An 18,645-nucleotide genomic window follows, 5' to 3' on the forward strand; every position below is an offset into this window, starting at 1 on the left:
TTGTAGGAGCCGGCTTGCCGGCGATCCGCCATAAAAAGCATCGCCAGCAAGCTGGCTCCTACGAAAAGCGCCCCCTCTACTGCAAGTAGGAGGGGGTGGTGACTAACTTATCTGATCAGCATTAACCCTCGGGTCGCCTTTTTGCTTTGTCGTGGCCTGGATGCAATCCGGGTGATTTGGTGCTCCCGGATTGCATCCAGGCTACGTCGCTTCAGGCAGCCTGAGCGCTGGTGACCATCTTGCGCGCGTGAGCCAGGGATTCCTCGGTCAGGTCGACGCCACCGAGCATGCGGGCTATTTCCTCGACGCGGCCGCTCTCGTCCAGCTTGCTCACGGCGGTAGACGTGGCATCTTCGCCGCGACGCTTGTGCACGAACAGATGTTGATGGCCCTGCGCGGCGACTTGCGGCAGGTGTGTGACGCATAGCACCTGACCGCGCTCGCCCAGGCGGCGCAGGAGTTGGCCGACCACCTCTGCTGTGGGGCCGCCGATACCGACGTCCACTTCGTCGAATACCAGGGTCGGTACACGCGAGGTCTGCGCGGTGATCACTTGGATCGCCAGGCTGATACGTGATAGCTCACCACCGGAGGCCACCTTGGCCAGGCCGCGTAGCGGCTGGCCGGGGTTGGCGCTGACCAGGAACTCCACCATTTCCAGGCCACTGGCATGCGGTTCTTCGCAGCTCATGGCCTGGAACTGGATGTTGAAGCGGCCGCCAGGCATGCCCAGCGCCTGCATTTCCTGCTCTACGGCTGTGGCCAGGCGCTCGGCAGCATTGCAGCGCAGTGTGCTGAGCTCGGCGGCTTTCTCCTGGTAATGACGCTCATAGGCGGCCAGCTCTTCGGCCAGGCGTTCACTGGCCTGGTCGTCGGCATTCAGGCCTTCAAGCTCCTCGAACAACTGTTGCTGCAAGGCGGCCAGCTCGGTGGGTTGGATGCGATGCTTGCGTGCCAGGGTGTAGATGGTGTCCAGGCGCTCTTCGAGAAACTGTTGACGCTCCGGGTCGGCGTCGAAGTGGTCGAGGAAGCGGTTCAATTCACCGACGGCTTCCTCCACCTGGATCTGCGCACTGGCCAGCAGGTTGCTGGCTTCGTTCAAGGCGCCGCCCTGGCCGCCAAAGGCGCCCAGGCGGTTGAGGCTGGCGGTCAGCGCGGACAGCACGTTGCCGGCATCGCTCTCGCTGCACAGATCGAGCACCTGGCGACAGGCCGCGAGTAGCGCTTCAGCGTTGCTCAGCGCCTTGTGCTCCTGTTCCAGCTGTTCCAGTTCGTTGTCGCCGAGGGCGAGATTTTCCAGCTCTTCCAGTTGATAGCTGAGCAGCTGGTGGCGGGCGCGCTGTTCGTCACCCTGGCTGGAGATGCGCTCCAGCTCGTTGCGTGTCTGCTTCCAGCGCTGCGCGGCGAGTTGTACCTGGCGCGCGAGGTCCTGGCTGCCGGCGTATTCATCGAGCAGGCGGCGATGGGTGTCGGTCTTGAGCAGCGACTGATGCTCGTGCTGGCTGTGGATATCGATGATCAGCTCGCCAAGTGCCTTGAGGTCGGCCTGCGGACAGGGGCTGCCGTTGATATAGCCGCGCGAGCGGCCTTCGGCAGTGATCACCCGGCGCAGGATGCACGGGCCGTCGTTGTCCAGATCCCGTTCGGCGAGCCAGGTGCGGGCTTCGGGAATGTCCACCAGGTCGAAGCTGGCGAGAATGTCAGCCTTGTCTGCGCCTGGGCGTACCACGCCGCTGTCGGCGCGATCACCCAGGCACAGGCCGAGGGCGTCGAGCATGATCGACTTGCCGGCACCGGTCTCGCCGCTGATGGCGCTCATGCCGGCATCCAGCTCGAGATCCAGGTGGTCGACGATGGCGTAGTTGTGAATGGACAGGTGCACCAGCATGGCGAACGCTCCCGAATTGATGTCTGGTTATTTATACAGTGTTTTTTCTTTCTCTGGCAATCCTCCCTATTGCCCCTTGAAAGCTGTGGAATTGACTCCATATAGGCGGCAGGAGCGCGAGTCGGTATCGCGCCAGTTTTTTCGAGAGGAGAAAGGCATGGCTGACGAACAGACCCTGGATACGCAGAATCCCGAGGCGCAGGCGGCAGAAGCTGTTGCGCCTGGTGACGACCTGGCTGCTCGCGTGCAAACGCTGGAAGAGCAACTGGCCGCTGCACAGGATCAGTCGCTGCGCATGGCTGCCGACCTGCAGAACGTGCGTCGTCGCGCGGAGCAGGACGTAGAGAAGGCACACAAATTTGCGCTGGAAAAGTTCGCTGGCGATCTGCTGCCGGTAATCGACAGTCTGGAGCGCGGCCTGGAGCTGTCCAGCCCTGACGATGTGTCGATCAAGGCCGTGCGTGAGGGCATGCAACTGACCCTCAAGCTGTTCCACGACACCCTGGCTCGCTACAACCTGGAAGCCATCGACCCGCATGGTGCGCCGTTCAACCCGGATCATCATCAGGCCATGGCCATGGAGGAAAGCATCCATGCCGAGCCGAACTCGGTGCTCAAGGTGTTCCAGAAGGGCTATCTGCTCAATGGTCGCCTGCTGCGCCCGGCCATGGTCGTGGTCAGCAAGGCGCCGGCCACGCCGCCGCCGTCCATCGACGAGCAGGCTTGAAATTTCCGGGGGCGACCCCATTTTTGAGTCAAGCGTTTTAGTGCTACCGGCGCCCGCGACAGGCGGCGACGGAATAATCAAAGTTTCGGGAGAATTTTCATGGGTAAAATCATCGGTATCGACCTGGGGACCACCAACTCCTGCGTCTCCATTCTGGAAAACGGCAGCGTCAAGGTGCTGGAGAACGCCGAAGGCGCTCGCACCACGCCGTCCATCATCGCCTACGCCAACGACGGCGAGATTCTGGTTGGCCAGTCGGCCAAGCGTCAGGCGGTGACCAACCCCCACAACACCCTGTTCGCCGTCAAACGCCTGATCGGTCGTCGCTTCGAAGAAGACGTCGTGCAGAAAGATATCAAGCTGGTGCCTTACAAAATCGTCAAGGCCAGCAACGGCGACGCCTGGGTTGAGGCGGCCGGCAAGGAAATGGCACCGCCGCAGATCAGCGCCGAAGTGCTGAAGAAAATGAAGAAGACCGCCGAGGATTACCTGGGCGAGCCGGTCACCGAGGCGGTGATCACCGTGCCGGCCTACTTCAACGACAGCCAGCGTCAAGCCACCAAGGACGCCGGTCGTATCGCCGGTCTGGAAGTCAAGCGCATCATCAACGAGCCGACCGCCGCAGCGCTGGCCTATGGCATGGACAAGGCCAAGGGCGACCACACCGTGATCGTCTATGACCTGGGTGGCGGTACCTTCGACGTGTCGGTCATCGAGATCGCCGAAGTCGATGGTGAGCACCAGTTCGAAGTGCTGGCCACCAACGGGGACACTTTCCTCGGTGGTGAGGACTTCGACATGCGCCTGATCGACTACCTCGTCGACGAGTTCAAGAAAGAGTCCGGCATGGATCTGAAGAATGATCCGCTGGCGCTGCAGCGTCTGAAGGAAGCCGCCGAGAAGGCCAAGATCGAGCTGTCGTCCGCTCAGTCGACCGACGTCAACCTGCCGTACATCACGGCTGACGCCACAGGTCCCAAGCACCTGAACGTGAAGCTTTCCCGCGCCAAGCTGGAGTCGCTGGTCGAAGATCTGGTCGCCCGTACCATCGAGCCTTGCCGTATCGCGCTCAAGGATGCCGGCATCGACGCGAGCAAGATCGACGACGTGATCCTGGTCGGTGGTCAGACCCGTATGCCGCTGGTGCAGAAAGCCGTGGCCGAATTCTTCGGCAAGGAAGCGCGCAAGGACGTCAACCCGGACGAAGCCGTGGCCATGGGTGCTGCCATTCAGGGTGCGGTACTGGCCGGTGACGTCAAGGACGTGCTGCTGCTCGATGTGTCCCCGCTGACCCTGGGTATCGAAACCATGGGCGGCGTGATGACTGCGCTGATTGAGAAGAACACCACCATCCCGACCAAGAAGTCTCAGGTGTTCTCCACCGCTGACGACAACCAGAGCGCCGTGACCATTCACGTGCTGCAGGGCGAGCGCAAGCAGGCTGCGCAGAACAAGTCGCTCGGCAAGTTCGACCTGGCCGAGATTCCGCCGGCGCCGCGCGGCGTGCCGCAGATCGAAGTGACCTTCGATATCGATGCCAACGGCATCCTGCACGTGTCCGCCAAGGACAAGGCCACCGGCAAGCAGCAGTCCATCGTGATCAAGGCCAACTCCGGTCTGTCCGAGGAAGAAATCGAGCAAATGGTGCGTGATGCCGAGGCCAACGCCGAGGAAGACCGCAAGTTCGAAGAGCTGGCTACTGCACGCAACCAGGGCGACCAGCTGGTGCATGCCACCCGCAAGATGCTCACCGAGGCCGGCGACAAGGCCACGGCTGACGAGAAAGCGGCCATCGAGAAAGCCATCGGCGAACTGGAAGCGGCCGTGAAGGGTGATGACAAGGCGAACATCGAAGCCAAGATGAATGCGCTGTCCGAAGCCACCACGCCGCTGGCGCAGAAGATGTACGCCGAGCAGCCGCAAGGTGGTGCCGCGCAAGCTGACGCTGGCGATGCCAAGGATGCCGGTGACGACGTGGTCGACGCTGAGTTCGAAGAGGTCAAGGAGAACAAGTAAGGGGTGCGGCCTGCTCGGCGGGCCGCTTCTTCTTTACGCTCCACCGTCGCTCGCGACGGGCAGGATTCGCCGCGCGGGAGCCATCTCCCGCGTCGGCGTATCTGGAGCTCACGAATCTGAGAGTGCAGCACAACTATGGCAAAACGTGACTATTATGAGATCCTGGGGGTCGAGCGCGGCGCCAGTGAGGCCGAGCTGAAGAAGGCCTATCGGCGCCTGGCGATGAAATACCATCCGGACCGCAACCCGGATGACAAGGACGCCGAAGAGAAATTCAAGGAGGCCAACGAGGCCTACGAAGTTCTCTCCGACGCCAGCAAGCGTTCGGCCTACGACCAGTACGGCCACGCCGGGGTCGATCCGCAGATGGGCGGTGGCGGCGGCGCCGGTTTTGGTGGCGCCAACTTCTCCGACATCTTCGGCGATGTCTTCAGCGACTTCTTCGGCGGTGGTCGTGGTGGTTCGCGCGGTGGCGCCCAGCGTGGCAGTGACCTGCGCTACACCCTGGAGTTGGATCTGGAAGAAGCGGTACGCGGCACCACCGTGACCATCCGCGTGCCGACCCTGGTTGGTTGCAAGACCTGTGATGGTTCGGGTGCCAAGAAGGGCACCAGCCCGGTGACCTGTACCACCTGCGGCGGTATTGGCCAGGTGCGCATGCAGCAGGGCTTCTTCTCCGTACAGCAGACCTGCCCGCGCTGCCACGGCAGCGGCAAGATGATCACCGACCCCTGTGGCAGCTGCCACGGCCAGGGGCGTGTGGAAGAGAGCAAGACGCTGTCGGTCAAGGTGCCGCCGGGCGTCGATACCGGCGACCGCATTCGTCTGTCTGGCGAAGGTGAGGCGGGGTCTCATGGTGGCCCGGCTGGCGATCTGTATGTGGTGGTCAACGTCCGTGAGCATGCGATCTTCCAGCGCGACGGCAAGCACCTGTACTGCGAAGTGCCGATCAGCTTCGCCGATGCCGCCCTGGGTGGCGAGCTGGAAGTGCCGACCCTCGATGGTCGGGTCAAACTGAAGATCCCGGAAGGGACGCAGACCGGCAAGCTGTTCCGCCTGCGCGGCAAGGGTGTGGCGCCGGTGCGCGGTGGTGGTGCCGGCGATCTGATGTGCCGGGTGGCGGTGGAAACGCCGGTCAACCTGAACAAGCGTCAGCGCGAGCTGCTCGAAGAGTTCCGCAAGTCGCTGCAGGGCGACGACTCCCACTCGCCCAAGGCCAGTGGCTGGTTCGAAGGCGTGAAGCGCTTCTTCGGCGACGTATAAAACAGCGTATCGGGCGCGGATCCCGTCCGCGCCTCGATGCGTCAGCTTGGAGCTGAATTGCTATGCAACGTATCGCAGTAATGGGCGCCGCCGGGCGCATGGGCAAGATTCTGATCGAAGCCGTACAGCAGGCCGAGGGCGCCGCGCTCAAGGCCGCCATCGATCGTCCCGACAGCAGCCTGATCGGCGCCGACGCCGGTGAGCTGGCCGGTCTGGGCAAGATTGGCGTGAAGCTGGTTGGTGATCTGGCGTCGGTGGTTGCCGATTTCGACGTGCTGATCGACTTCACCCACCCCTCGGTAACCCTGAAGAACCTGGAAGTCTGCCGTCAGGCCGGCAAGGCCATGGTCATCGGTACCACAGGTTTCTCTCCTGAGGAAAAACAGCTGCTGAATGAGGCTGCCAAGCAGATTCCCATTGTCTTCGCCGCCAACTACAGCGTGGGCGTCAACCTGTGCCTGAAGCTGCTGGATACCGCCGCCCGTGTGCTGGGCGACGACGTGGATATCGAGATCATCGAAGCTCACCACCGGCATAAGGTCGATGCGCCGTCCGGCACTGCGCTGCGCATGGGCGAAGTGGTGGCCGATGCGCTGGGGCGCGATCTGCACAAGGTTGCCGTGTACGGCCGTGAAGGCCAGACCGGCGCGCGTGAGCGTGAAACCATCGGCTTCGCCACCGTACGTGCCGGCGATGTGGTGGGCGATCACACCGTACTGTTCGCCGCTGACGGCGAGCGTGTGGAAATCACGCACAAGGCCTCCAGCCGCATGACCTTCGCCAAGGGTGCGGTGCGTTCGGCGCTGTGGCTACGGGGGCGTGATGCCGCTCTGTACGACATGCAGGACGTGTTGGGCCTGAGGTAGGACTATATGGGTGCGGGAGATTGATCTCCCGCTCGTGCATGGATGTTGTGGGGTAGGTTACTGATGACGCCTTTGAAGCTGGATGATGTCGCCCGCTACGTCGAGTTGAATATCGGTTCTTTTCATGAGAAGCGTATTGCCAGTCTGGGGCGCCTGAAACTCAAGGATGTCCTGAAGCGCAAGAATCCCTATATGTATAGGGCCAAGCATGTACTGACTGCTGAACAGATCATTCGCGGTATCGTGGATGCGCATATCTCCTCCAATGAGGAGACTCTTTTCGGTGACTGGCTCGAAGGGCTAGCCATTTTTATCAATGGCCAGGTCTATGGTGGCTGGAAGTCCGGGATCACCGGTGTTGACCTCGAGTTCGACCGGGACGGAAGGCGCTATATCGTGGCTATCAAGTCTGGTCCGAACTGGGGTAATAGCTCCCAGATCGGTCAGATGAAGACCAATTTTCTGACAGCGCAGCGCACCTTGCGAACGGGGAACTCGGGGTTGCAGGTGGTGGCCGTCAATGGCTGCTGTTATGGTCGCGACAACAACCCGGACAAAGGCAGCTACTACAAGTACTGCGGCCAACGTTTCTGGTCGTTTATCTCGGGTGACGATCAGCTTTATGTTCAGCTGATCGAGCCGCTGGGCTTCAAGGCGCGCGAGCGCAATGACGAGTTCGCCGAAAACTACGGGCAGATGATCAACAAATTTACCCGTGAATTTACCCTTGAATTTTGCGACGAGCAGGGTGCCATCGACTGGACGCGCCTGCTGCGTTTCAATTCAGAGGCCTGAGGTTTCAGCCAATTGCCAGTTCGAGCTGGGTCTTGCGCCGTTGTTGCTCGAACGCCTTGCGCCATTCGTCATGGCAGGTGGCCTGGTAGCGCGAGAAGCGGAAACTGCGTGGCGCTTCCTGCGCCTTGCCTGCAAGCAGGTCTCGTAGCAGTTTTCCGACGGCATGGCCCAGACTGATCGGTACGGCATTGCCGACCTGCTTGTATTGTTGAATGAGTGGGCCAGCCAGTTGCCAGTCATCTGGAAACTCCTGGATTCGTTTGTATTCCTCGATCGACAGCGGGCGATCCGCTTCCGGATGCGCCAGATCCGTTGCCGGCATGGCGGGGTGCGTCACCAGTGTCGGTGATGGCTTGTCCCAGGCAAGGCGGCGCAAAAAGCCGGTCTTGCCGCCTCCTGAGAAGAAGGATTTGCCTAGCGCTTCGCGCTGCAGATCCGGGGCAAGATCACGCCAGTTCTGTCCAGCTTTGAGCAGGCGGTAGAAGCGCAAGCGCTTTTCCGGGAAGCTAAGGTGGTGATGGTTGTTGAGCCCTTCAAGTGCTTGGCGTACGGTGCGCCAGGTTGGTAACCCCAAGGCACCATCTTCGCTATGCGTTGGGGTGAGAAATGGCGCTGTTTTCCCGTCCCGTGAGCAGATGATTATGACGCGCTCACGAATTTGCGGGGTGCCGAAGTTGGCCGAGTTGTAAAGGTTGAACGAGCTGGCGTAGCCGGCGTTGCTCAATTTGCTCAGCACGAAGTTGAGTGCGCCGCCTTTCATCTCGTCTAGGGAAAGATCCGGGAAGTCCGGGCCACGTTGATCATGCGGACGGTGATCCATCGGGCAAGACAGCAGGCCGCGCACGTTCTCGATCACAATGTAGGGTGGCCTGACCTCCAGGGCCAGGTCGATAAACTTCAAGAAAGCATTGCCGCGCTCGTCATTAAACGCTTTGCGCTTTCCTGCGGTGCTGAACGCTTGGCAGGGAGGGCCACCGATAATGACGTCGATTTCTTCACGAGAAACGCCGGCAGCCTCGATCACCTGCTCGGCCGTGCAGGTATTGATGTCGCCTAACAGCGCCGTATTGGGGCGATTCAGGGCGATGGTCTGGCGGCAGTATTTGTCGAACTCGCAGGCCAGGCGGATATCGAAACCGGCCTTTTCCATGCCCAGATCAAGCCCCATGGCGCCGGAAAAGAAGCTCAGGGCGATGGGGGCGTTCTTGTCGCGCTTGGGCGCGTGATAGGCAGGATGATCCTCTGCAATCATGTGTGCTGTTTTCAATCCGTATTGGGTCACGCTTTGCGGGTCGATTATCCAGGTCTTGCCGACTCGCTCTGCGTCAAGCAGTTGGGTTCTGCAGAGCGTTCGGGTGCGCTGCGGGCTTATCTGAAGCTGGCGCGCCGCTTCTTCGATGCTGAGCTTGGTACTCACGTGGGGTTTCTCATACGAAACCTGCAGGAGGTACCAATGGTTTCCCGGCATCTTGTAGCTGTCAACCCTGAGCTGGGAAAACCATGGTGGGAGTGAAAGCCTTTTTGGTCTTTGCGCCTTTCGATTTCGAGGGTTTTCCTGTAGGCTTCCTGTTTTAGTGTGTCCACTAAAAGTTACGCAGAATGGTTCAAATAAAAAAGCGGGATGACCTTCACACGTCATCCCGCTTTTTTACAACCTGCGTTTGCTTCAAGCCTTGATCGAGACGGAGGTCTTCTTGACTAAGCCAGCCCCCAAACCTGCCATTTTGGCCCTTGCTGACGGCAGCATTTTTCGCGGCGATTCCATCGGGGCCGATGGCCAGACGATCGGAGAGGTGGTGTTCAACACCGCCATGACCGGCTATCAGGAAATCCTTACCGATCCATCCTATGCCCAGCAGATCGTTACCCTGACTTACCCGCACATCGGCAACACCGGCACCACGCCGGAAGATGCCGAGTCCAACCGCGTCTGGGCCGCTGGCCTGATCATTCGCGACCTGCCGCTGATTTCCAGCAACTGGCGCGACAAGCAACCGCTCGATGAGTACCTGAAGGAAAATGGCACCGTCGCCATCGCCGGTATCGACACGCGTCGCCTGACCCGCATCCTGCGTGAGAAAGGCTCGCAGAACGGCTGCATTCTGGTCGGTGACGATGCCACCGAAGAAAAGGCCCTGGAACTGGCGCGCAGCTTCCCCGGCCTCAAGGGCATGGATCTGGCCAAGGAAGTCACCTGCGACAAGCCATACGAATGGCGCTCCAGCGTGTGGAATCTGGAAAACGACAGCCACCCGGAAGTCGCTGCTGCCGAGCTGCCGTACCACGTGGTTGCCTATGACTACGGCGTCAAGCTGAACATCCTGCGCATGCTGGTTGCTCGTGGCTGCCGCCTGACCGTGGTACCGGCACAGACTCCGGCCAGTGACGTGCTGGCCCTGAATCCCGATGGTGTGTTCCTCTCCAACGGTCCGGGCGATCCTGAGCCGTGCGACTACGCGATCAAGGCGATCAAGGAAATTCTCGAGACTGATATTCCGGTGTTCGGCATCTGCCTCGGCCACCAACTGCTGGCCCTGGCCTCCGGCGCCAAGACCCTGAAGATGGGCCACGGCCACCACGGCGCCAACCACCCGGTACAGGATCTCGACACTGGCGTGGTGATGATCACCAGCCAGAACCACGGTTTTGCCGTGGACGAGAGCAGCCTGCCGAGCAATGTGCGGCCGATCCACAAGTCGCTGTTCGACGGCACCCTGCAGGGCATCGAGCGTACCGACAAGGACGCTTTCAGCTTCCAGGGTCACCCCGAGGCCAGCCCCGGCCCGCACGATGTGGCTCCATTGTTCGACCGCTTCATCGAAGCCATGGCCAAGCGCCGCTAAGCCTGCCGACTGACCCAAGGATTCGAGAGTAAGAAAATGCCAAAACGTACAGACATCAAAAGCATCCTGATCCTCGGTGCCGGCCCCATCGTCATCGGCCAGGCCTGTGAGTTCGACTACTCCGGCGCCCAGGCGTGCAAGGCGCTGAAGGAAGAAGGTTTCCGCGTCATTCTGGTGAACTCCAACCCGGCCACCATCATGACCGACCCGTCGATGGCCGACGCCACCTACATCGAGCCGATCAAGTGGGCCACCGTGGCCAAGATCATCGAGAAGGAGCGCCCGGACGCCCTGCTGCCGACCATGGGCGGCCAGACCGCGCTGAACTGCGCGCTGGATCTGGAGCGTCATGGCGTGCTGGAAAAGTTCGGCGTCGAGATGATCGGTGCCAACGCCGACACTATCGACAAGGCTGAAGACCGCTCGCGTTTCGACAAGGCGATGAAGGATATCGGCCTGGCCTGCCCGCGTTCGGGCATTGCCCACAGCATGGAAGAAGCCTACGGCGTGTTGGAGATGGTGGGTTTCCCCTGCATCATCCGCCCGAGCTTCACCATGGGTGGCACCGGCGGCGGCATCGCCTACAACCGTGAAGAGTTCGAGGAAATCTGCGCCCGTGGTCTGGATCTATCGCCGACCAACGAGCTGCTGATCGACGAATCGTTGATCGGCTGGAAGGAATACGAGATGGAGGTGGTCCGCGACAAGAAGGACAACTGCATCATCGTCTGCTCCATCGAGAACTTCGATCCGATGGGCGTGCACACCGGTGACTCGATCACCGTCGCACCAGCTCAGACCCTGACCGACAAGGAATACCAGATCCTGCGTAACGCCTCGCTGGCGGTACTGCGCGAGATCGGTGTGGAAACCGGCGGTTCCAACGTGCAGTTCGGCATCTGCCCGAACACTGGTCGCATGGTTGTGATCGAAATGAACCCGCGTGTATCGCGCAGCTCGGCGCTGGCCTCCAAGGCCACCGGCTTCCCGATCGCCAAGATCGCCGCCAAGCTGGCTGTCGGTTACACCCTCGACGAGCTGAGCAACGACATTACCGGCGGTCGTACCCCGGCGTCGTTCGAGCCGGCCATCGACTATGTGGTAACCAAGGTTCCGCGCTTCGCCTTCGAGAAATTCCCCAAGGCTGACGCCCGCCTGACCACCCAGATGAAATCCGTCGGTGAAGTCATGGCCATCGGCCGTACCTTCCAGGAATCCATGCAGAAAGCCCTGCGCGGCCTGGAAGTCGGCGTTGCCGGCTTCGATCCGAAGCTCGACCTCAACGACCCGGAAGCCGAGAGCACCCTGCGTCGCGAGCTGACCGTGCCCAGCGCCGACCGCATCTGGTACGTGGCCGATGCTTTCCGCGCCGGCAAGACCGTGGCCGAAGTGTTCGAGCTGACCCGTATCGACGAGTGGTTCCTGGTGCAGATCGAAGATCTGATCAAGGACGAAGCCACCGTGCAGACTCTCGGTCTGTCGGCTATCGACTACGACCTGATGTTCAAACTCAAGCGCAAGGGCTTCTCCGATGCGCGTCTGGCCAAGCTGCTGGGCGTTTCCGAGAAGAGCCTGCGTGCCCATCGCCACAAGCTGAAAGTGCTGCCGGTGTACAAGCGTGTGGACACCTGTGCCGCCGAATTCGCCACCGACACCGCCTACATGTACTCCACCTACGAGGAAGAGTGCGAGGCCAACCCGAGTGGTCGCGACAAGATCATGATCCTCGGTGGCGGCCCCAACCGTATCGGCCAGGGCATCGAGTTCGACTACTGCTGTGTACACGCGGCGCTGGCCATGCGTGAAGACGGTTACGAGACCATCATGGTCAACTGCAACCCGGAAACCGTGTCCACCGACTACGACACCTCCGACCGCCTGTACTTCGAGCCGGTGACCCTGGAAGACGTCTTGGAAATCGTCCGCGTCGAACAGCCGAAAGGCGTGATCGTCCAGTACGGTGGCCAGACCCCGCTGAAGATCTGCCGCGCCCTGGAGGAAGCAGGCGTACCGATCATCGGCACCAGCCCCGAGGCCATCGACCGCGCCGAAGACCGCGAGCGCTTCCAGCAGATGGTGCAGCGCCTGAACCTGCGTCAGCCGGCCAACGCCACTGCGCGCAGCGAAGATGAAGCCCTGGCTCTGTCGAAGAACATCGGCTACCCGATGGTGGTGCGTCCGTCCTACGTACTGGGCGGCCGCGCGATGGAAATCGTCTATCAGGAAGAAGAGCTCAAGCGCTACATGCGCGAAGCGGTGAAAGTGTCCAACGACAGCCCGGTGCTGCTCGATCGCTTCCTCAACTGCGCCATCGAGGTGGACGTGGATGCGGTGTGCGACGGCGAGACCGTGGTGATCGGTGCGATCATGCAGCACATCGAACAGGCTGGCGTGCACTCCGGTGACTCTGCCTGCTCGCTGCCGCCGTACTCGCTGCCGATGCACATCCAGGACGAGATTCGCGAGCAGGTCAAGAAAATGGCCCTGGAGCTCGGCGTGGTTGGCCTGATGAACGTGCAGATGGCCGTACAGGGCGAAGACATCTACGTCATCGAAGTGAACCCGCGCGCCTCGCGTACCGTGCCGTTCGTCTCCAAGTGCGTTGGCGAGTCGCTGGCCAAGGTCGCTGCGCGCGTCATGGCCGGCAAGAGCCTGGCCGAGGCCGGTTACAGCAAGGAAATCATCCCGCCGTTCTTCAGCGTCAAGGAAGCGGTGTTCCCCTTCGCCAAGTTCCCGGGTGTCGACCCGATCCTCGGCCCAGAGATGAAATCCACCGGTGAGGTAATGGGCGTCGGTGACACCTTCGGCGAAGCCTTCGCCAAGGCCCAACTGGGTGCCAGCGAGATTCTGCCGAACTCCGGTTGTGCGTTCATCAGCGTACGTGAGGATGACAAGCCGGAAGCCGTTCAGGTCGCGCGTGACCTGGTAGCGCTGGGCTTCGAGGTGGTCGCCACTGCCGGTACCGCCAAGGTGATCGAAGCCGCCGGTTTGCCGGTGCGCCGGGTGAACAAGGTGACCGAAGGTCGTCCGCATGTGGTCGACATGATCAAGAATGATGAGGTCACCCTGATCATCAACACCACCGAGGGGCGTCAGTCCATCGCTGACTCCTACTCGATCCGTCGTAACGCCCTGCAGCACAAGATCTACTGCACCACCACCATCGCGGCGGGTCAGGCGGTCTGTGAAGCGCTCAAGTTCGGTCCCGAGAAGACCGTGCGTCGGCTGCAGGATCTGCATGCAGGAATCAAGGCATGAACAAGTACCCCATGACCGTCCAGGGTGCTCGCGCCCTGGAAGAAGAGCTGGCGCACCTGACCAAGGTGCGTCGCCCCGCACTGAGTCAGGCGATTGCCGAGGCGCGCGAGCTGGGCGATCTCAAGGAAAACGCCGAATACCACGCCGCGCGTGAAGAGCAGGGCATGGTCGAGGCGCGTGTGCGTGATATCGAGGGTCGTCTGCAGAACGCGGTGATCATCGATGTCACTACCATCGAGCACACCGGCAAGGTGATCTTCGGCACCACGGTGGAAATCGCCAACGTCGACACCGACGAAAGCGTGACCTACCAGATCGTTGGCGAGGACGAAGCCGACATCAAGCAGGGCAAGATTTCTGTCGGTTCGCCTATCGCTCGTGCCCTGATCGGCAAGAATGAGGGCGATGTGGTGGCAGTGCAGACCCCCAGTGGCCTGATCGAGTACGAGATTGTCGAAGTCCGTCATATCTAAACCGCAACAACCGTCGCGGGCCGCTGCCGTTAGCTGGCAGCTGGCCCAGACTCTCTGGGTCGGCGGCTTGTGGTTGTTGCAGTTCGTCATTCTGCCGGCCATCGGCCAAAGCGGTCTGGCGCCTCTGCTGGTGCAGGAGATAGCCACGCGGCTGGTGCCGCTACTGGTCGGTCTGACAGCGGTATGCGTTGCGCTGCAGGCTTTTGCCTTGCTGCGCAGTGAAGGTCTGTCGAGTCTGTTGCGGGATATACGTGGGCAACTACTGCTGACCGTTGCGGCCATGGCCCTGAGCTACTTCGCTGTGCTGCGTTACTGGCCCGATGCCGAGCGCTGGCTGCGATTCAGTTACTTGGTGATGGCCTTTTGCGGTCTGTTGCTGGTACTGCAACCGGTTCCGGGTAAATTGCGCGGCGCCTGACGTCTGGCAGGCGCTGCACGAAGCCGTCAGCCCTGGTAACGAATCACGTTGGACAGGTTGCGATTGGGCTTGGGGTTCTTGCGATAGAGCAGGGCGACCTTGCCAATCGACTGAACCAGTTCGGCACGCCCGCTTACGCACAGGGCGGCGATGGCGGCCTGGCGATCCTCGCGTTCGGTGAGGCGCAGTTGTACCTTGATCAACTCGTGATCGTTCAGGGCGCGATCCAGTTCGGCCAGCACGCCCTCGGTTAACCCATTGTCAGCCACGATCAATACAGGTTTCAGGTGGTGGCCGATAGATTTGAATTGTTTCTTCTGCTCTTGAGTGAGCGGCATAATCATTAGTACCTAATTCGGTCAGGAAAACGGCGCTTATCTTACCCGAGCCCGCGCAGTTATTCATGATCCGTTGAGTCAGAGGTTTCAGTGGCACGTTCCAAGACCAGCCAGCGTTGGCTGAAAGAACATTTCGACGATCCTTGCGTGAAGATGGCGCAGAAGGACGGCTATCGTTCGCGCGCCAGCTACAAGCTGCTGGAAATCCAGGAGAAGGATATGACTGTGGTCGACCTCGGCGCCGCGCCGGGTGGCTGGTCGCAGGTTACCAGTCGAGTGATCGGCGACAAAGGGCGTCTGATCGCCTCCGATATCCTGGAGATGGACAGCATTCCCGACGTTACCTTTATTCAGGGTGATTTCACCGATGACGCGGTGTTCGTGCGGATTCTCGAGGCTATCGGTGAAAATCCGGTCGACCTTGTTATTTCCGATATGGCCCCAATATGAGTGGGGTAAGGACTGCCGAGCAGGCGCGCGCGATGTACTTGTGCGAGCTGGCGCTGGATCTGGCCGGGCGGGTTCTACGCCCGGGTGGCGATTTCCTGATCAAGATTTTCCACGGCGAAGGTTTCGATGCGTATCACAAGCAGGTGCGTGAGACCTTCGATAAGGTGCAGATGCGCAAGCCGTTGTCGTCGCGCGATCGCTCGCGCGAGCAGTGCCTGTTGGCGCGCGGTTTTCGCGGGATGTGAGTTGAAACTGGTGTCCGCCCTGTCGGTCTCAGTTGCAGAAACCTCATAAAGGGTTACAGACGGTGCCTGCGGGGCGCGGGCGTTTGGTGTAAGTTAGTCGGTATATCATTGGTCGTCATGGGAAGCTCGCTTCGCCACGAGGCCTGCTTCAGAGGGTAGCTAATTGAACGACATGGCAAAGAATCTGATCCTGTGGCTGATCATCGCGGCGGTGCTGGTTACCGTGATGAACAACTTCTCCAGTCCGAGCGAGCCGCAGACCCTGAGTTACTCGCAATTCATCGAGCAAGTGAAGGAGGGGCGTGTCGAGCGCGTGACCGTCGATGGTTATGTGATCACCGGCAAGCGTACCGACGGCGAGGGCTTCAAGACCATACGTCCGGCCATTCATGACGGCGGTCTGATCGGCGATTTGATCGACAACAACGTGGTCATCGAAGGCAAGCAGCCTGAGCAGCAGAGCATCTGGACTCAGTTGCTGGTCGCCAGCTTCCCGATTCTGGTGATCATCGCCGTATTCATGTTCTTCATGCGCCAGATGCAGGGCGGTGCTGGTGGCAAGGGCGGGCCGATGAGCTTCGGCAAGTCCAAGGCGCGTCTGCTTTCCGAAGATCAGGTCAAGACCACCTTCGCCGATGTCGCCGGTTGCGACGAGGCCAAGGAAGAAGTCAGCGAACTGGTGGAATTCCTCCGCGATCCGGGCAAGTTCCAGCGCCTGGGCGGTCGCATCCCGCGTGGCGTACTGATGGTTGGCTCGCCGGGTACCGGCAAGACCTTGCTCGCCAAAGCCGTGGCCGGCGAGGCGAAAGTGCCGTTCTTCACCATTTCCGGTTCCGACTTCGTTGAGATGTTCGTCGGTGTTGGTGCCAGCCGTGTTCGCGACATGTTCGATCAGGCCAAGAAGCACGCGCCGTGCATTATCTTCATCGATGAGATCGACGCCGTTGGTCGCCATCGTGGCGCCGGCATGGGCGGCGGTCACGACGAGCGTGAGCAGACCCTCAACCAGTTGCTGGTGGAGATGGATGGTTTTGAAATGAACGATGGCATCATCGTCATTGCTGCCACCAACCGCCCTGATGTTCTGGATCCGGCTCTGCTGCGTCCCGGCCGTTTCGACCGCCAGGTGGTCGTTGGTCTGCCGGACATTCGCGGTCGCGAGCAGATTCTGAAAGTGCACATGCGCAAGGTGCCGATGGGGGACGACGTTAATCCGGCGGTCATTGCGCGTGGTACTCCAGGCTTCTCCGGTGCTGACCTGGCCAACCTGGTCAACGAAGCCTCGCTGTTCGCCGCGCGTGCAGGCAAGCGTCTGGTCGAGATGAAAGAGTTCGAACTGGCCAAAGACAAGATCATGATGGGCGCTGAGCGCAAGACCATGGTCATGTCCGACAAGGAGAAGCTCAACACCGCTTACCACGAGGCGGGTCACGCCATCGTCGGTCGCCTGGTGCCTGAGCATGATCCGGTTTACAAGGTGTCCATCATTCCGCGTGGTCGTGCCTTGGGCGTGACCATGTTCCTGCCGGAAGAAGATCGTTACAGCCTGAGCAAGCGCGCGCTGACCAGCCAGATCTGCTCGCTGTTCGGTGGTCGTATTGCCGAAGAAATGACCCTTGGTTTCGATGGCGTTACCACCGGTGCCTCCAACGACATCATGCGTGCCACGCAGTTGGCCAAGAACATGGTCACCAAGTGGGGGTTGTCGGAGAAGCTGGGCCCGCTGATGTATGCGGAAGAAGAGGGTGAAGTCTTCCTCGGTCGCAGCATGGGCAGCCAGGCCAGCAACGTTTCCGGCGAGACTGCCAGGCAGATCGATGAAGAAGTGCGTCGCATCATCGATGAATGCTACGCCACGGCCAAGAAACTGCTGGTAGAGAACCGTGACAAGCTCGATGCCATGGCCGAAGCACTGATGAAGTACGAAACCATCGATGCCGAGCAGATCGACGACATCATGAATGGTCGCGAGCCTCGTGAGCCGCGCGGCTGGGATGGTGGCGGTGACTCCGGTGCTCCGCAGGCCAAGGTCGACGAGCCAGATCGTTCTGAAAAGCCCATTGGTGGGCCGGCGGCCGAGCACTAAGGTTTCATATGTCTCAAGCGCAACACCCGAGCCGGCTACCCTGTGGTAGCCGGCTTCTTGATTTGTCCCGTCCGCAGGTGATGGGCATCCTCAATGTCACTCCGGATTCTTTCTCTGACGGTGGGCGCTTTACGGCGCGCGATGCTGCATTGCGTCACGCCGAGCAGATGGTCGCCGCGGGTGCGACGCTGATCGATATCGGTGGTGAATCCACCCGCCCGGGCGCCCGGGCCGTTTCTCCGACCGAAGAGCTGGAGCGGGTTGCGCCGGTGGTCGAAGCTATCGCCCGTGAACTCGACGTGATCATTTCCGTGGACACCTCGACGCCCGCAGTCATGCGCGAGAGTGCAAGGCTGGGCGCGGGGCTGATCAATGATGTGCGTTCGTTGCAGCGTGATGGTGCTCTGGATGCGGCGGCAGATACTGGTTTGCCGGTGTGTCTGATGCATATGCGCGGCGAGCCCGGGAACATGCAGGATGATCCGCAGTATCCGGATATCGTCGCTGAGGTACGTGATTTTCTCGTCGAGCGCATGGCCATCTGCGCGACAGCCGGTATTCCCGCTGAGCGGATCCTGCTCGATCCGGGCTTTGGATTTGCCAAAACCCTGGAGCACAATCTCGCCCTGTTCAAGCGCATGAGTGAGCTCTCTGCGTTGGGGCGGCCCTTGCTGGTTGGTGTGTCACGCAAGAGCATGATCGGCAAGGTGCTTGGTCACGAGGTTGGTGGTCGTCTCTACGGTAGTCTGGCATTGGCTGCTCTGGCCTTGACCAAAGGCGCACATATTCTGCGTGTGCACGATGTCGCCGAAACGGTGGACGTGGTGCGCATGATCGCTGCGGTTGAAGCGGCACAATAGCGGGCTTATGAAAACGTAGGCGAGGCGGTCTGGGCTAGGCAAAAACAGCCGAGAAACGCTCGGAGCCGCGCTCGACTTTACGTGTTGTAAATGAGCATTTTGAGGCTGTTTTAAATGAC

General features: G+C 60.7%; 14 protein-coding genes and 1 pseudogene. 12 read left to right on the forward strand and 3 right to left on the reverse strand.

Annotated features, from left to right (window positions below; genetic code table 11):
* Nucleotides 1–211: 211 nt before the first annotated feature.
* The gene (recN, locus tag DBO86_RS25010; RefSeq protein WP_055987037.1) at nucleotides 212–1,888 is read right to left on the reverse strand and encodes a DNA repair protein RecN; all 1,677 of its coding nucleotides are present in this window, start codon (nucleotides 1,886–1,888) and stop codon (nucleotides 212–214) included.
* Nucleotides 1,889–1,907: 19 nt separating this feature from the next.
* Here recN and grpE point away from each other — a divergent pair, with 19 nt between their 5' ends.
* From grpE to DBO86_RS25035, 5 genes are all read left to right on the forward strand, one after another.
* Nucleotides 1,908–2,615 carry a nucleotide exchange factor GrpE gene (grpE, locus tag DBO86_RS25015; protein WP_279630331.1) on the forward strand — a complete coding sequence of 236 codons (708 nt, stop codon included), beginning with the start codon at nucleotides 1,908–1,910 and terminating at the stop codon, nucleotides 2,613–2,615.
* A 99-nt stretch (nucleotides 2,616–2,714) separates the two neighbouring features.
* On the forward strand, nucleotides 2,715–4,631 hold the full coding sequence (gene dnaK / locus DBO86_RS25020) for a molecular chaperone DnaK (protein WP_108235174.1): 1,917 nt from the start codon (nucleotides 2,715–2,717) through the stop codon (nucleotides 4,629–4,631).
* A gap of 135 nt (nucleotides 4,632–4,766) precedes the next feature.
* Nucleotides 4,767–5,894 (forward strand): molecular chaperone DnaJ, encoded by a 1,128-nt coding sequence (gene dnaJ / locus DBO86_RS25025; RefSeq protein WP_108235175.1) that lies wholly within the window; start codon nucleotides 4,767–4,769, stop codon nucleotides 5,892–5,894.
* A 62-nt stretch (nucleotides 5,895–5,956) separates the two neighbouring features.
* On the forward strand, nucleotides 5,957–6,760 hold the full coding sequence (gene dapB, locus DBO86_RS25030) for a 4-hydroxy-tetrahydrodipicolinate reductase (protein ID WP_108235176.1): 804 nt from the start codon (nucleotides 5,957–5,959) through the stop codon (nucleotides 6,758–6,760).
* A gap of 63 nt (nucleotides 6,761–6,823) precedes the next feature.
* Nucleotides 6,824–7,555, forward strand: a complete 732-nt coding sequence (locus tag DBO86_RS25035) for a PmeII family type II restriction endonuclease (protein WP_108235177.1) — start codon at nucleotides 6,824–6,826, stop codon at nucleotides 7,553–7,555.
* 4 nt (nucleotides 7,556–7,559) lie between these two features.
* Here the strand turns inward: DBO86_RS25035 and DBO86_RS25040 are convergent, their stop codons facing one another.
* Entirely contained in the window at nucleotides 7,560–9,194 is a 1,635-nt protein-coding gene (locus tag DBO86_RS25040) for a DNA cytosine methyltransferase (protein WP_208630567.1), read from the reverse strand.
* A gap of 55 nt (nucleotides 9,195–9,249) precedes the next feature.
* Between DBO86_RS25040 and carA the strand changes: the two genes are divergently transcribed.
* The 4 genes from carA to DBO86_RS25060 are packed head-to-tail and all read left to right on the forward strand — an operon-like array spanning nucleotide 9,250 to nucleotide 14,547.
* The gene (gene carA / locus DBO86_RS25045; protein WP_108235179.1) at nucleotides 9,250–10,398 is read left to right on the forward strand and encodes a glutamine-hydrolyzing carbamoyl-phosphate synthase small subunit; all 1,149 of its coding nucleotides are present in this window, start codon (nucleotides 9,250–9,252) and stop codon (nucleotides 10,396–10,398) included.
* A 36-nt stretch (nucleotides 10,399–10,434) separates the two neighbouring features.
* On the forward strand, nucleotides 10,435–13,656 hold the full coding sequence (carB, locus tag DBO86_RS25050) for a carbamoyl-phosphate synthase large subunit (protein WP_108235180.1): 3,222 nt from the start codon (nucleotides 10,435–10,437) through the stop codon (nucleotides 13,654–13,656).
* The gene (gene greA / locus DBO86_RS25055; protein ID WP_074860149.1) at nucleotides 13,653–14,129 is read left to right on the forward strand and encodes a transcription elongation factor GreA; all 477 of its coding nucleotides are present in this window, start codon (nucleotides 13,653–13,655) and stop codon (nucleotides 14,127–14,129) included. Before carB ends, greA begins: the two co-directional genes overlap by 4 nt.
* The gene (locus DBO86_RS25060; RefSeq protein WP_004424423.1) at nucleotides 14,107–14,547 is read left to right on the forward strand and encodes a hypothetical protein; all 441 of its coding nucleotides are present in this window, start codon (nucleotides 14,107–14,109) and stop codon (nucleotides 14,545–14,547) included. Before greA ends, DBO86_RS25060 begins: the two co-directional genes overlap by 23 nt.
* Nucleotides 14,548–14,573: 26 nt before the next feature.
* Here the strand turns inward: DBO86_RS25060 and yhbY are convergent, their stop codons facing one another.
* Nucleotides 14,574–14,885, reverse strand: a complete 312-nt coding sequence (gene yhbY, locus DBO86_RS25065) for a ribosome assembly RNA-binding protein YhbY (RefSeq protein ID WP_104729464.1) — start codon at nucleotides 14,883–14,885, stop codon at nucleotides 14,574–14,576.
* Nucleotides 14,886–14,975: 90 nt separating this feature from the next.
* Between yhbY and DBO86_RS25070 the strand changes: the two are divergent.
* The 3 genes and pseudogenes from DBO86_RS25070 to folP all read left to right on the forward strand — a co-directional run bounded on the left by DBO86_RS25070 (nucleotide 14,976) and on the right by folP (nucleotide 18,526).
* Nucleotides 14,976–15,580 (forward strand): annotated as a pseudogene (locus tag DBO86_RS25070) (RlmE family RNA methyltransferase).
* A gap of 172 nt (nucleotides 15,581–15,752) precedes the next feature.
* Complete coding sequence (gene ftsH, locus DBO86_RS25075; protein WP_108235181.1) at nucleotides 15,753–17,666, forward strand: ATP-dependent zinc metalloprotease FtsH; 1,914 nt, start codon at nucleotides 15,753–15,755, stop codon at nucleotides 17,664–17,666.
* 8 nt (nucleotides 17,667–17,674) lie between these two features.
* The gene (folP, locus tag DBO86_RS25080) at nucleotides 17,675–18,526 is read left to right on the forward strand and encodes a dihydropteroate synthase (RefSeq protein WP_108235182.1); all 852 of its coding nucleotides are present in this window, start codon (nucleotides 17,675–17,677) and stop codon (nucleotides 18,524–18,526) included.
* The last annotated feature ends 119 nt before the right edge of the window (nucleotides 18,527–18,645 follow it).

Source organism: Ectopseudomonas oleovorans (assembly GCF_003052605.1).
In the GTDB taxonomy this organism is placed as follows: Bacteria; Pseudomonadota; Gammaproteobacteria; order Pseudomonadales; family Pseudomonadaceae; genus Aquipseudomonas; species Aquipseudomonas oleovorans_A.